Annotated in this window: 9 protein-coding genes, 1 pseudogene and 1 riboswitch; of the genes and pseudogenes, 6 read left to right on the top strand and 4 right to left on the bottom strand. The window is 74.1% G+C overall.

Going from position 1 to position 14,172, the window contains the following annotated elements; genetic code table 11:
* From FH969_RS13515 to FH969_RS13500, 4 genes are all read left to right on the top strand, one after another.
* Positions 1 to 353: type II toxin-antitoxin system death-on-curing family toxin (locus FH969_RS13515; protein ID WP_342777034.1), on the top strand; the 353-nt coding region annotated here is incomplete at its 5' end.
* A 59-nt stretch (positions 354 to 412) separates the two neighbouring features.
* Positions 413 to 3,145, top strand: coding sequence for an aminopeptidase N (gene pepN / locus FH969_RS13510; RefSeq protein ID WP_180359810.1), 2,733 nt, complete (start codon positions 413 to 415; stop codon positions 3,143 to 3,145).
* 517 nt (positions 3,146 to 3,662) lie between these two features.
* Positions 3,663 to 4,487 (top strand): hypothetical protein, encoded by an 825-nt coding sequence (locus FH969_RS13505; RefSeq protein WP_139987651.1) that lies wholly within the window; start codon positions 3,663 to 3,665, stop codon positions 4,485 to 4,487.
* A 26-nt stretch (positions 4,488 to 4,513) separates the two neighbouring features.
* Positions 4,514 to 4,930 (top strand): DUF3060 domain-containing protein, encoded by a 417-nt coding sequence (locus tag FH969_RS13500; protein ID WP_139987649.1) that lies wholly within the window; start codon positions 4,514 to 4,516, stop codon positions 4,928 to 4,930.
* 4 nt (positions 4,931 to 4,934) lie between these two features.
* Here FH969_RS13500 and FH969_RS13495 read toward each other — a convergent pair whose 3' ends face one another.
* The 4 genes and pseudogenes from FH969_RS13495 to fepB all read right to left on the bottom strand — a co-directional run bounded on the left by FH969_RS13495 (position 4,935) and on the right by fepB (position 9,029).
* Positions 4,935 to 5,771, bottom strand: a complete 837-nt coding sequence (locus FH969_RS13495; protein WP_108719055.1) for an ABC transporter ATP-binding protein — start codon at positions 5,769 to 5,771, stop codon at positions 4,935 to 4,937.
* A 72-nt stretch (positions 5,772 to 5,843) separates the two neighbouring features.
* On the bottom strand, positions 5,844 to 6,878 hold the full coding sequence (locus FH969_RS13490) for a FecCD family ABC transporter permease (protein ID WP_246071962.1): 1,035 nt from the start codon (positions 6,876 to 6,878) through the stop codon (positions 5,844 to 5,846).
* Positions 6,875 to 7,812, bottom strand: a pseudogene (locus FH969_RS13485) (FecCD family ABC transporter permease). Before FH969_RS13485 ends, FH969_RS13490 begins: the two are co-directional and overlap by 4 nt.
* Before the next feature lie 167 nt (positions 7,813 to 7,979).
* Positions 7,980 to 9,029 (bottom strand): Fe2+-enterobactin ABC transporter substrate-binding protein, encoded by a 1,050-nt coding sequence (fepB, locus tag FH969_RS13480; RefSeq protein ID WP_246071959.1) that lies wholly within the window; start codon positions 9,027 to 9,029, stop codon positions 7,980 to 7,982.
* A gap of 573 nt (positions 9,030 to 9,602) precedes the next feature.
* A riboswitch (glycine riboswitch) is annotated at positions 9,603 to 9,722 on the top strand.
* Positions 9,723 to 9,876: 154 nt separating this feature from the next.
* Here fepB and gcvT point away from each other — a divergent pair.
* A complete protein-coding gene (gene gcvT, locus FH969_RS13475) occupies positions 9,877 to 11,163 on the top strand; it encodes a glycine cleavage system aminomethyltransferase GcvT (protein ID WP_139987647.1) in 1,287 nt (428 codons plus the stop codon).
* Positions 11,164 to 11,165: 2 nt separating this feature from the next.
* Positions 11,166 to 14,084, top strand: coding sequence for an aminomethyl-transferring glycine dehydrogenase (gene gcvP / locus FH969_RS13470; protein WP_281285384.1), 2,919 nt, complete (start codon positions 11,166 to 11,168; stop codon positions 14,082 to 14,084).
* Positions 14,085 to 14,172: the final 88 nt, after the last annotated feature.

The following is a 14,172-nucleotide window of genomic DNA, read 5'->3' as shown; positions in this document are numbered from 1 at the left end:
AGGACCTGAGCGACCTGACCGACTTGCTGAAGGTCGGGCCGGTCCGAGACCGCGGCCTGCTGGACGCAGCCGCCGCACGTCCCGGGTCCACCTGGCAGGGCGAGGAGATGTACCCGGACCTTCACACCAAGGCTGCCGTGCTGCTCGAGTCCATCGTGCGCAACCACGCGCTTCTCGACGGCAACAAGCGACTGGGGTGGCTCGCGGTCGTCGTCTTCTACGGCCTCAACGGTTGCACGATCGACGCCCCCGACGACCCCGCCTACGACCTCGTCATCGCCGTGGCGACCGGCGCCATGCCCTACCCCGAGGTCGCCGCGACGCTCGGCGCCTGGGTGCGCCCCTCCGACTGAGCGCGGCGGTCAGCTCCCCGCCGGCTCCGGATCACTTCGCGGGTGTCATGATCGAGTGCGTGACCTTGCCGCCCGCCAGCCAGCCCACCTCGCCCGCACCCCGTTCGGCCAGCACCGCCGTCACCAACACCACCAGCGCCGACGCCACCGGCGACCTCACCCGCGACGAGGCGCGCACCCGGGCCGGCGTCGTGCGCGATGTGCGCTACGCCGTCGAGCTCGATCTCTCGGCCGCGGGCAGCGACCCGACCTTCGCCTCGCGCACCATCGTGCGCTTCGCCGCCACCCCCGGCGCGGCCACGTTCCTCGACCTCATCGCCGCGAGCGTCCACCGCGTCACCCTCAACGGCCACGACATCACGCCCGACGGCGAGCCCACCGCCCGCCTGCACCTCACTGACCTCGCGGCGACCAACGAGGTCGTCGTCGAGGCGACCTGCGACTACGTCCGCACCGGCCAGGGCCTGCACCGCTTCGTCGACCCGGCCGACGGCGAGGTCTACCTCTACTCCCAGCTCGCCGAGATGGACGCGCGCCGCGTGTTCGCGTGCTTCGACCAGCCCGACGTGAAGGCCACGCTCGACCTCACGGTGCTCGCCCCGGACCACTGGGCCGTCATCTCCAACTCCGACGCGCCCGAGCCGACGACCCAGCCCGACGCCCGCACCCGCGAGGTCGCCAGCCGCGCCCACCGCGTCGCCCGCTGGACCTTCGCCACCACCCCGGTGATGTCGACCTACCTCATGGCAGTCGTCGCCGGCCCCTACGTCTGCGACGAGACCACCCTGAGCACCGCGAACGGCACGATCCCCGCCCGGGTCTGGGGCCGCCCCGCTCTGCGCGAGCACCTCGCCGCGCCGGAGGTCTTCCGCGCGACGCAGGCCGGCCTGGACTTCTACGAGCGCGCCTTCGACCTCGCGTTCCCCTACGACTCCTACGACCAGGTCTACGTGCCGGAGTACAACCTCGGCGCGATGGAGAACGTCGGCTGCGTGACGATCTCCGAGGACACGCTGCTGTTCCGCTCGCGGCCCACGCGCGCCGAGGAGGAGTTCCGCACGGTCGTGGTGCTGCACGAGCTCGCGCACATGTGGTTCGGCGACCTCGTGACGATGCGGTGGTGGGACGACCTCTGGCTCAACGAGTCGTTCGCCGAGTTCGCCGGCACGCTCACGGGCGAGCGCGTCACCGAGCACACCGACGCCTGGGTCTCCTTCGGCGTGCGCCGCAAGTCGGTCGCCTACCGCATCGACCAGCTGTCCACGTCCCACCCCGTCATCGGTGACGTGCCGAGCGTCGCCGCCACGACCGGCGCCTTCGACATGATCACCTACGCCAAGGGCGCGTCCGTGCTGCGCCAGCTCGCGCACACGCTCGGCGAGGACGTCTTCTTCCACGGCGTCGGCGCCTACCTGCGCGCGCACCGCGAGGGTAACGCGACGCTCACCGAGCTGCTGGTCGAGCTCGAGCGCGCCTCGGGCCGCGACCTGACGGAGTGGGCGCGCGTGTGGCTCGCCCTGCCCGGCGTCACCACGCTGCGCGCCGAGGTCGAGACCGACGCCGACGGCGTGCTCACCCGTGCGGAGATCGTCGAGGGCCTCCCGCAGATCCCGGGCAGCGACGCCGCCCAGCCACACCGGCAGCATCGGCTCCGCGTCGGCGGGTACGTCCTTCGGACGGACGACGACCAGCCCGCGCCCGACGGCGAGCACACCTCCCCCGCACGGCCCGCCCTGGTCCGTGCCTGGGTCGAGGACGTCGCGGTGCACGGTCCCACGACGCCGCTGCCCGGTCTGGTCGGCCGCGCCGCGCCCGACCTGCTGCTGGTCAACGACGACGACCTGACCTACGCCAAGGTCGTGCTCGACTCCCGCTCGCTCAAGACGGTGCTGCACCACCCCGAGGCCGTCGTCGAACCGATGCTCCAGCACCTCGTCCTCACCTCGCTCTGGCACGCCTGCCGCGACGGGCGCCTGGCCGCCCCCGCCTACGTGCGGGCCGCGCTCGGCGGGCTCGCCGTCGCGACCAGCTCCACCACGATCGCGACGACGTGCGCGAACCTCGTCACGGCCGTGCAGCGGTACGCCGCGCCCGACGGCGCAGCCTCGCTCGGCGTCGACGTCGCCGATGCGCTGTGGCAGCTCGTGCGCGACGCCGAGCCCGGCTCGGATGCTCAGCTCCAGCTCCTGCGGGGCTACCTCGCGATCGCCGGCACCGCCGAGCAGGCCGAGCGGGCGCTCGCCGTCGTGCGCGACGAGGGTCCGGTACGGGGCGTGACGGTCGACGTCGACCTGCGGTGGGCCGTGCTGCGCACCGCGGTCGCGTGCGGCGTGGCGGGCGAGGTGGAGATCGCGGCCGAGCTGGCGCGCGACGACACCGCGGCCGGACGACGCCGTGCCGCCGGCGCGCGGGCGGCCGCACCCACACCCGAGGCGAAGCTCGCGGCCTGGCGCGACATCGCGGCGCCCGACGGCGAGCCGCTCGCCAACGCGACCATGTACGCGGTCGCGGACGGGCTGACCCGCGTGGTCGACCCGGCCGTGCTGGCGCCGCTCGTGCCCGAGTGGTTCGCGACGATCCGCGCCTTCTGGGACTCGACGTCGCCGAACGTGGCCAAGCGCGTGGTCGCGGCGACGTTCCCGGTCGAGGCGGCCGGCCGCGAGCCCGACCTCGTGGAGCAGGCCGAGGCGTGGCTCGCAGCGAACGCCGACGCGCCCCGCGTGCTGCGCTCGACCGTGCAGGAAGGACTGGAGGAGACGCGACGGGCGCTCGTCGCGCAGGGGGTGGCGTGAGTGGGGCGCGGGGGGCTCCCGGCGCACCCGCGCGCCGGCGCGACCGGGCGCGGGGTTGAGCACCGCACCTTGGCCCAGCGTGGCGCACGCGGCGCGGGGACTGGCTGCCTCGCGCCGTCCTGACAGCGCTGTTACTCGCTCGGCGCTCCGCAACGCGGACTGCTCCCGCCGAACCCGCGTGATTCCGCCGATCCTGGCGCCCCGGCTCGCCGGCGTCCGCGTGTTCCCCGCGACTACACAGCCACAGCGCTGTGGCTGTGTACTGCCGCGAACGACCCGATGTTCACGCTCCTCCGCAGCGCGCAAACCGCGGAACGGTGCGGAATGGTGTGCCCCGAAGCGGGCGATCCGAGCCGATCCGCAGTAACAGCGCTGTGGCTTCCGGCACCGCTCGCGCCACCACCCCACACCCGCCACGCATGCGCCGCCACCACCCAGCAGCCGTCATGCACGCGCACGACCACCGCAGCGTCGGCGGCCCAGCCGCCCGGTCCGCCTGCTGACCGGCCTCGGTAGGGTGACCCGACACCCGGCCGACCATCTGGAGAACCCCGTGCGCAACGGCGCCTACCGCCCGAGGGGCGCGCGCAACGGTGCCCACCGCCAGCGGCGTACACGCGGGGGTGCCGACCGCGCGAGGGGCGAGCTCGCCGTCGGGTTCGCGGTGGGTGCGCTGGGAGCGACGGGCGCACTGCTCGCCGGCTGCACCACGGATGACCCCGCGACGTCCGGCGACCCGGTGCCCGCGGCGACGAGCGCCGGAGCCGCCGCGACCGGCGCCCCGACCACGCTGCCGTTCGCGGAGCCGTCCCGCTCGGCGAAGCCCCGGCACACCGAGGACCCGTCCGCCACCGCCTCGGCGACGGTCGAGGTGTTCGAGGACGCGACGCTCAGCCCCCGCGGCTACCTCGAGAAGGACATCGGGCAGATCGCCGGGATCGGGCCCACGGGAGTCGACGAGGTCACGGCGCGGCTGTGGCTGCGCGAGGTCCGTTGGGACCCGACCTGCCAGGCGGGCACGGCCTCGCCGGAGAACGGGCGCTACCTCGGGCTGCGGTTCGACGTCGAGCTCGAGGACACGTGGCCGCAGGACGTCGACGGCGACCTCACGTTCACGCCCGACCAGTTCGAGACTTTCACCGCCGACGGCGGACGCAGCTCGGTCTCGAGCGCCGACACCGGGTGCCTGCCGGCGAGCGAAGGGATCTCGCCGGTGGGAGTCGGCGAGAGCGCGTCCGGCTGGGTGGTGCTCGACGTGTCGGACGACGCCGGCATCGTCGCCTACACCCCGTACCTGCTGTACGGCGGCGGGTGGGAGTGGTCGATCCCGGCGGCGCCGTGAGCGGCGACGTCGCGTCACGTGGCCGGATGAACCGCCGACTCACGATCCCCGCCCTCGCCTGTGCGCTCTTGCTCGTCGCCGCGTGCAGCAACGGCGCCCCGGACGTCGACCTGCGCTGGGACGGGCAGTGCGACGCCGTCGCGATCGAGGGCGTCGACCTCGACGTCGACCTCGAGCGAGCCACGGTCCAGTCCGTCACCGTCCGCGGCGACCGCAACGACGTGGACGCCGCCGACCTGGCGACGCTCGTGATCGAGGGTCAGGAGAACGACGTGCACGCGCAGTCGATCGGCTCGGCCGAGGTGCGGGGGGACCGCAACGAGGTCGACGTCGACGGGCGGCTCGGCGCCGTCGTGGTGCAGGGCAACGACAACGAGATCGAGGCTCGCGAGCTCGGCACGACGGACGACTCCGGGGACCGGAACGTCATCCGCACCGACTGAGCCGCTACCGCCCCACGCGCCGGTCCCGCGGCACCACGAGCGGCCGCCCGTTCTCCGGATCGGCGAGCACCACGGCGTCGAGCCCGAACGCCTCGCCGAGCAGCTCCGGCGTGACGACCTCTCCGGCCGACCCCTGCGCGACGATCCGCCCCTCGCTCATCACCACGATGTGCGAGGCGTAGCGCGCGGCCATGTTGAGGTCGTGCAGCACGGCGACGAGCGTGCGGCCCTGCGCGTGCAGCCGCGAGCACAGGTCGAGCACGTCGATCTGATGCACCACGTCGAGGTAGGTGGTCGGCTCGTCGAGCAGCAGGATCGGCGTCTCCTGCGCGAGCGTCATCGCGATCCACACCCGCTGCCGCTGCCCGCCGGAGAGCTCGTCGACCATCCGGTCGGCCTGATCGAGCATCCCGACCTCGGCGAGCGCGCCCGACACGGCCGCAGCGTCGGCCGGGGACCACTGCCGCAGCAGCCGCTGATGCGGGTAGCGCCCGCGCGAGACGAGGTCGGCCACCGTGATCGCGTCGGGCGTCACGGGCGACTGCGGCAGCAGCCCGACGCGCCGCGCGACCTCCTTCGTCGAGTACCGCGAGATCTCCTGGCCGTCGAGGATCACCTGGCCCTGCGCCGTCGGGAGCATGCGTCCCAGGGCGCGCAGGAGCGTGGACTTGCCGCACGCGTTCGGCCCGACGATCACGGTGAACTCCCCCGCGAGCACGTCGAGCGAGAGGTCGCTGATCACGGTGCGCCCGGGATAGCCGATCTGCACGTCGCGCGCGGCGAGCGTGTGGACGGGTGGGCCGGTCGGCGCGTCGGTCGGTGGTGTTGTCGACAGGGTCATCGAAGTCCTCTCACGGTCCTCACGCCCGCCGGGCGAGCAGCCAGATCAGGTAGAGCCCACCGAGCACCGACGTCACGAGGCCCACGGGGGTGCGGAGCCCGACGTCGAGTCGCTGGCTGAGCAGGTCGCGGCCGCGAGCAGCGTCGCGCCCATGAGGAACGACGGCAGCAGCAGCACCCCGCCACGCCGGGTGAGGCGCGCGACCACCTGCGGCGCCGCGAGCGCGACGAACGCGATCGGTCCGGTCGCGGCCACGGCCACCGCGGTGAGCGCGACGGCGAGCACGAGCGCCGCGAAGCGGTACCGCTCCACGGGGATACCGAGGGCGTGCGCGGCGTCGTCGCCCATCTCGAGGTACGTGACCGCGCGCCGCAGCGCCATGAGCGCGGGCAGCAGGATCGCGACGGCGACGGCGACGCTCACCGCGTGCGGCCAGCCGCGCCCCACGAGCGACCCGGCCTCCCAGCGCTGGACGGACTCGGCGTCGGTGATGTCGGCGCGCACCATGAGGAAAGAGATGAGTGCCGCGAGGATGGCGCCGACCCCGATCCCGACGAGCACGAGCCGCAGCCCGCCGCTGATGCCATCCTTGCGCGCGAGCGCGTAGACGACGAGCGCGGTGAGCACGCCGCCGGCGATCGCGGCGAGCGCCGTCTCCACGACCCCGCCGCCGAACAGCATGATCTGCACGACGGCGCCCGCGGCCGCGCCCGTGGTGAAGCCGATGATGTCGGGCGAGCCGAGCGCGTTGCGCGAGATCGACTGGAACACCGCGCCGGCCACGCCGAGGCTGCCGCCGACGAGCAGCGCGGTGAGCAGCCGCGGCAGCCGGCGGCCCTGCACCGTGCGCACCACCCGCTCCTCGCCCTGCCCGCCGAGCGCCGCCACGACGTCGGCGAACGAGATCTCCAGGGTGCCGGTCAGCAGCGTGACGACCCCGACGGCGAGCGCGACCAGCGCGAGCACCCCGCCCACGGCGAGCACCCGCGGGTCCACCCGCATGGACACCGGCCCGGCCCGCAGGACCCGACCCCGCAGGAGAGGGTCACGGACGAGACCGAACCGGCGCTCGCCGTCGTGCATCTCGGCCGCGCCCCGCGAGGTCACAGCGACGCCATCCGGCGCGAGCGGACGAGCGCGACGAACAGCGGACCGCCCAGGACCGCGGCGGCGATGCCGGTCTGCAGCTCGCCGGGCGCGATGAGCCACCGGCCGAGCACGTCGGCGGTGAGCAGGAACGCGGGCGCGACGACGAGCGTCGCGGGCAGGACGAGGCGCTGGTCGGGGCCGACGACGCCGCGCACGATGTGCGGCGCCGCGAGGCCCACGAAGCCGATCGGGCCGGCGGCCGCGGTGGCCGCGCCGGCGAGCAGCACGACGGCGAGCGCGGACCCGCCGCGCGTGAGGACCGGGTTCACCCCGAGCGAGCGCGAGGCGTCCTCGCCGAGCGCGACGGCGTTGAGCGGCCGCGCGAGCACGAGCGCCAGCACGACGCCGACCAGCACGAAGGGCGCGATCACGGCCACGACGTCGAGCCCGCGGCCCTGCAGCGACCCGACGGCCCAGTAGCGGAACCGGTTGAACGCGCTCTGGTGGCTCATGAGCACGGCGCTGGTCATCGCGCCGATCACGATCGCGACCGCCGCGCCCGCGAGCGCCATCCGCGCGGGGGTCGCCTGGCTGCGGTGCGCCGAGCCGAGCGCGTAGACGCCGACCGCGGCCACGGCCGCGCCGGCGAAGGCGAAGGGGAGGTACCCGCCCACGTCGACCACGCCGAGGTAGGCGATCGCGAGCACGACGGCGAACGCGGCCCCGCGTTCACCCCCAGCAGGCCGGGGTCGGCCAGGGGGTTGCGGGTGACCGCCTGCATCAGGGCACCCGCGAGGCCGAGCGCGGCCCCCACGACGACGCCGAGCACCGCGCGCGGCAGCCGCGAGGCGACGACGAGCAGGTGGTCGTTGTTCGTGGGGTCGTAGTGCAGGAGTGCGTCGAGGACGTCGGCGGGCGGGACGGGGTGCGAGCCGATGCCGAGGCCGAGCACCCCGACCACCGCGAGCACCGCGAGCGCGCCGGTCACGAGCAGCACGAAGCGGCGCCGCGTGGCGGTCCCGGAGTGCAGGCGGGTGCGCACGCCGGACCGGGGCCCGCTCGTGGGAGCGGACCCCGGTCCGGGTGCCTGCGGCGGTGCGGCTGGTCTCACCGAGACGGTCAGCCGCCGTACGTCTGCGCGAGCAGCTCGACCAGGTCGGTCCCGGAGTAGTAGTCGATCCGGAACGAGGTCAGGCCGAGGGCCACCACGTTGCCGGAGGTCACCGACGGCGCGTTGGCGAGCAGCGGGTCGGCCGTGAACGTGGCCACGTCCTCGTCGGTGGCCGACACGAGGAAGGCCACCTGGGAGTCGGCGAGCACGGTCGGGAGGTTCTCGGCGGTGAAGTCGACGACGTCGGAGCGCTCGGCGGACGCGAGCTCGAGCGGCGGCTCGGCCAGCTCGAAGCCCAGGCCGGTCAGGATCCGCGCCTGCGGGCTCGTGGCCGTGAAGACGCGCGCGCCGTCGGGGCCGTTGTAGGACAGCGCCGTCACGGGCTGCTCGGGCAGCGTGATGGCGTCGGCGGTGTCGGCAAGCAGCGCGTCGAACTCCTCCACGACGGCGGTCGCGTCGGCCTCATGACCGGTCGCCTCGCCGAGCGTGGCCGCGAGGTCCTCCCAGCTGGAGGAGCCGTAGTCGAGCAGGATCGTCGGGGCGATCGCGGAGAGCTGGTCGTAGGAGTCGACCGTCGCGTCGGCGCCCACGGTCGAGCCGACGATCAGGTCGGGCTCGAGCGCCTCGATAGCCTCGAGGTCCAGCTCGAGGTCCGGGTAGAGCACCTCGACGCCGCGCTCGGTGGCGACGTCGGCCCACTGGCTGAAGAAGCCCTGGTCGTCGGTGATGTCGCTGACGCTGGTCGCGGCGCTCGCGACCACCGGCGCGTCGATGGCCAGCAGTGTGCCGGTGAGCGTGATCGAGGTGGAGACGATGGTCAGCGGCTCCTCGGGAACCTCGGTGTCGCCGGCCTCGTGCGTGATGGTGCGGGGCCAGGTGCCGGTCTCGGCGTCGTCGGTGGCCGCGGCGTCGGTGGCGTCCGCGGTGGCGGCGGGGTCGCCGCTCGCCGTGGCATCGGCGTCGGCCGGGTCGGAGGAGCAGGCCGTGAGGGCGAGCGCGGCGGCAGCGACACCGGTCAGGGTGACGAGCGCACGACGGCGCAGGGTCGGGGCAGTCACGAAGGGGGAACCTTTCGTCGGGGTCGTCCGGGCGCGGCAGGGCGCCGATGACCAGGCGAGGCTTACCTAAGTAAGGTACACCTGCGCCCCCGGACGCCCGGAGGGGCTCTCGACCCACGCATGCCGTCCCACCTGCGGCGACGTCGCGACTCGCCGTTCGCGGGGGAAACTGCGTGTGACGCACACCACGGATCCGGGCCCTGACGAACGCCGGCCGACGCCGACTTGCGCGAGCGGTCCGCGGAGGCCGGCGGTGAGTGGAGCCGATTGCGGCGCACGCGCGGACGCCCCCACGCACCTGCGGACGACTGCGCCATCAGCGGCTGCCCATCGGGCCCCTCTGCGCATCGCCGCACGTCAGGCGCCCGCGCGTCGCGCCCTGGCCAGCATCGCGCGGCACTCGTCCGCAGATGCGCACTAGTCGTCCGCAGAAGCGCGCGCCGCAAGACGAGCCGCCTGACGCGGGCGCGGAAGTCGGGCGCAGAAGACGTGCGCCCGGCCCGGCCGCGACGCACGCCCGGTAGGCTGACCCGGACGCCGCCAGCGGCGTCGCCACAACCGAACATCGGGCCACATCGCCGCGCGGGAGAGCCCGGTGACGCAGGCGGTCGGGAGCACCCCGGCCGAGCGCCGCCGGCACCGTAGGAGCAAGCTCCCCGCCAACCTCTCAGGTCCCAGCACCGCGCGGCGAGGCCACTGGCGGAAAGCAGCGCCCCGCCGAACCGCGCGAACGGTCGGCGTCGCGCTCGCCCACGGTGAAAGCCGCTCCACCCGACCCGCGGCGAATCTCTCATGCACCCATGGCAGAGGGGGAGTCCCGCCGCCAGGCACCACGAGAGGACTCCGCATGTCGCCCGACCAGTCCGCCGACCAGCCCGACCTCCACCGCACCCCGCTGCACGACGCGCACGTCGCGCTCGGGGCCACCATGGTCGGTTTCGCGGGCTGGTCGATGCCGGTGAAGTACACCTCCGACGTCGCCGAGCACACCGCCGTGCGCACCGCCGTCGGCCTGTTCGACATCTCCCACATGGCGCAGATCACCGTGACCGGCCCCGACGCCGCGGCGTTCCTCGACCACGCGCTCGCCGGCCGGATCAGCACGCTGGCACCGCTGCAGTCGCGCTACACGATGATCCTCGCGGACTCCGGCGGCATCATCGACGACCTCATCGTCACGAACACGCACCTGCCGGCGGACGCCGGGACGCCGCCGAGCGACGCCGCGACCGACCAGGCCGCCGGAGCCGCCGAGCCCGCACCGCCGACCGAGTTCCTCGTCGTCGCCAACGCCGCGAACCGCGAGCCGGTGCTCGCCGCGCTGCAGGAGCGCCTCCTGGCGCGATCCGGAGCGGACGAGTCGGCGCCCGGCGACACCGGCGCCGTCACGATCACAGACACCCACCGCGCCCTCGTCGCCGTCCAGGGCCCGCACGCCGTCGCCGTCCTGCACGACCTCGCGGCCGCCGGCGACCTCGTGGTCAACCCCGGCCACGCCGTCGCCCCCGACGGCACCGAGATCACCCTCGACACGCTGCGCTACTACCGCACCGTGCCCGCCACCTTCCGGGACGCCCCGGTCACGCTGTCGCGCACGGGGTACACGGGCGAGGACGGCTTCGAGCTGTCGATCGCCCCGCTCCAGGCGGGCGACCTGTGGGAGGCGCTGCTCGCCGTCGGGCAGGCGCACGGCATCGTGCCCGCGGGTCTCGCGGCGCGCGACACGCTGCGCCTCGAGGCGGGCATGCCGCTGTACGGGCACGAGCTCACGCTCGACACCCTCCCGGTGCAGGCCGGGCTGGGGCGCGTGGTCGCGACGGCGAAGGACGACTTCGTCGGCAAGGCCGGCGTCGAGGCCGGACCGGCCGCGGACGCGCCCGTCCTCGTCGGCCTCGCGCTGCCGGGTCGCCGCGCCGGCCGCGCCGACTACCGCGTGCTCGACGGCGAGGGCACCGACGTCGGCGTCGTCACCTCGGGCGTCCTCTCCCCCACCCTCGGGCACCCGATCGCGATGGCGTACGTGCGGCCCGACCTGTCCGCCCCCGGCACCGTGCTCGCCGTCGACGTGCGCGGCACCGCGATCCCGGCGACCGTCGTCGAGCTCCCCTTCTACCGTCGCAGCAAGGAGTCCTGAGCGTGACCACCCCCCGCGAGCACACGTTCGTCGACCGCCACGTCGGCACGACCGCCGCCGACCAGGCCCTCATGCTCACGGCGGTCGGCTACCCCAGCCTGGCCGCGCTGATGGACGCGGCGGTGCCGCCCGCCGTCGCCGGCTCGAACGACGGACGCGCGTTCGCGCGAGCGCTGCCGGAGCCCGCGTCCGAGGCCGAGGCGCTGGCCGAGCTGCGCGAGATCGCCGGGCGCAACACCGTGACCCGCTCGCTCATCGGGCTGGGCTACTTCGGTACGCACACGCCGAGCGTGATCCAGCGCAACGTGCTGGAGAACCCGTCCTGGTACACCGCGTACACGCCGTACCAGCCGGAGATCAGCCAGGGTCGACTCGAGGCGCTGCTCAACTTCCAGACGATGGTCGAGGACCTCACCGCACTCGACATCGCGAACTCCTCGATGCTCGACGAGGGCACGGCCGTGGTCGAGGCGATGCTGCTCGCGCGGCGCGCGTCGAAGGTCAGGAACCCCGTGTTCCTCGTGGACCGGGACACCCTCCCGCAGACGAAGCGGCTGCTGGAGCACCGCGCGGAGGCGGTCGGGATCACGCTGCGCTACACGGCGTACGGCACCGACCCCGCCGCTCCCCCGATCGACACCGACCTCGACGTGTTCGGCTGCTTCGTTCAGTACCCGGGCGCCTCCGGGCGCGTCTGGGACCCGAGCGAGGTGATCGCGGCGGTCAAGGCGGCGGGCGGGATCGCCGTCGTGGGTGCCGACCTGCTCGCGCTCACCGTGCTCAAGGCGCCGGGTGAGCTGGGGGCGGACATCGCCGTCGGGACGACGCAGCGGTTCGGCGTGCCGATGGGCTACGGCGGGCCGCACGCCGGGTACCTGGCCGTGCGCCAGGGCCTGGAGCGGCAGCTGCCGGGGCGGCTCGTCGGGGTGTCGAAGGACGCCGACGGCGCGCCCGCCTACCGCCTCGCGCTGCAGACCCGCGAGCAGCACATCCGCCGCGAGAAGGCGACGAGCAACATCTGCACCGCGCAGGTGCTGCTCGCCGTGATGGCCTCGATGTACGCGGTCTACCACGGGCCCGAGGGCCTGCGCGCGATCGCCCTGCGGGTGCACGCGGCGGCAACGACGCTCGCGTCTCAGCTGCGCCGGCACGGGCTCACCGTGCAGCACGAGGCGTTCTTCGACACGGTGCGCGTGACCGGCCTGGACGCCGCGGCCGCGTACGAGCGGCTGCGCGCCGCGGGCTACACCCCGTGGGTGGTCGACGACGAGATGCTGCACCTCGCGGTGGACGAGACGGTCGAGCTGCTCGACGCGGTCGAGATCGCGCTGCTCGTCGCAGGTCAGGACACGCAGGAGTACGGCTTTGACGCAGAGCACCCCCGCCCGCAGGTGAGCGCGTCCTACCCGGGCGACCTGCCGCCGTCGCTCGCGCGCACGACGGCGTACCTCACGCACCCCACGTTCCACGCCTACCGCTCCGAGACGGCGATGATGCGCTACCTCAAGCGCCTCGCCGACGCCGACTACGCGCTGGACCGCGGCATGATCCCGCTCGGCTCGTGCACGATGAAGCTCAACGCGGCCACCGAGATGGCGGCGGTCACGTGGCCCGAGCTCGCGACGCTGCACCCGTTCGCTCCCGAAGAGGACGCCGCCGGGTACCGCACGCTGATCGGCGACGTCGAGGGCTGGCTCGCGGCCGTCACGGGGTACGACGCCGTGTCGCTGCAGCCCAACGCCGGGTCCCAGGGGGAGCTCGCCGGGCTGCTCGCGATCCGCGGGTACCACCGCTCGCGCGGGGACCTGGGCCGCGAGGTGTGCCTCATCCCCGCCTCCGCGCACGGCACCAACGCCGCGTCGGCGGTGCTCGCGGGGATGCGCGTGGTCGTCGTGGCGTGCGACGAGGCGGGCAACGTCGACGTGGCGGACCTGCGCGCGAAGATCGCCGAGCACCGCGACGCGCTGTCGGCGCTCATGATCACGTACCCCTCGACGCACGGGGTCTACGAGCACGAGGTCCGCACGATCACGGACGCGGTGCACGACGCCGGCGGCCAGGTCTACATCGACGGCGCCAACCTCAACGCGCTCGTCGGGTACGGGCGGTTCGGCGACCTCGGCGGTGACGTGTCGCACCTGAACCTGCACAAGACGTTCTGCATCCCGCACGGCGGGGGCGGGCCGGGCGTCGGACCGGTGGCCGCGAAGGCGCACCTGGCGGAGTTCCTGCCGGGTCGCGGCGGCGTGCTCGTGGGCGACGACCCGCTCGCGAACCCGGTGTCGGCCGCGCCGCAGGGCTCGGCGTCGATCCTCCCGATCACGTGGGCGTACGTGCGGATGATGGGCGCCGACGGGCTGACCTCGGCGACGGCCGCCGCCGTGCTCGCGGCGAACTACGTGGCTGCCCGGCTCGAGTCGGCCTACCCCGTGCTGTACGCGGGCGAGGCCGGGCGGGTCGCGCACGAGTGCATCCTCGACCTGCGCCCGCTCAAGGCCGCGACGGGGGTGACGGTCGACGACGTCGCCAAGCGGCTCGTGGACTACGGCTTCCACGCGCCGACGATGTCCTTCCCCGTGGCGGGCACGCTCATGGTGGAGCCGACGGAGTCGGAGGACCTCGCCGAGCTCGAGCGGTTCGTGGACGCGATGCTGGCGATCCGGGCCGAGGCGGACGCCGTGGCGGCCGGGACCTGGCCCGCCGGGGACAACCCGCTGGTCAACGCGCCGCACACGGCCGCGTCCGCGCTCGTGGGCGAGTGGGAACACCCGTACTCGCGCGAGGTGGCGGTGTACCCGGCGGGGACGTCGGGCGAGGCGCTGCGGCGCAAGTACTGGCCGCCGGTGCGCCGGATCGACCAGGCGTACGGCGACCGGAATCTGGTGTGCTCCTGCCCGCCGGTCGAGGCGTTCGCGAGGTAGTTCCCGTCCTTTCGCGAGAGGAAGTCCGTCCTTTCGCGAGAGGAAGTCCGTCCTTTCGCGAGAGGAAGTCCGTCCTTTCGCGAGAGGA

The sequence above is a fragment of the Miniimonas arenae genome, assembly GCF_006351005.1.
Taxonomy (GTDB): domain Bacteria; phylum Actinomycetota; class Actinomycetes; order Actinomycetales; family Beutenbergiaceae; genus Miniimonas; species Miniimonas arenae.
Note: the sequence above shows the minus strand (reverse complement) of the source record. Positions and strands in the feature narration are given on the sequence as shown.

Excerpts from the sequence above, each read along its gene's own strand:
- FH969_RS13495 (WP_108719055.1), bottom strand. The coding sequence starts at position 5,771 with ATGACCCTGTCGACAACACCACCGACCGACGCGCCGACCGGCCCACCC.
- gcvT (WP_139987647.1), top strand. The coding sequence starts at position 9,877 with ATGTCGCCCGACCAGTCCGCCGACCAGCCCGACCTCCACCGCACCCCG.
- FH969_RS13500 (WP_139987649.1), top strand. The coding sequence starts at position 4,514 with ATGAACCGCCGACTCACGATCCCCGCCCTCGCCTGTGCGCTCTTGCTC.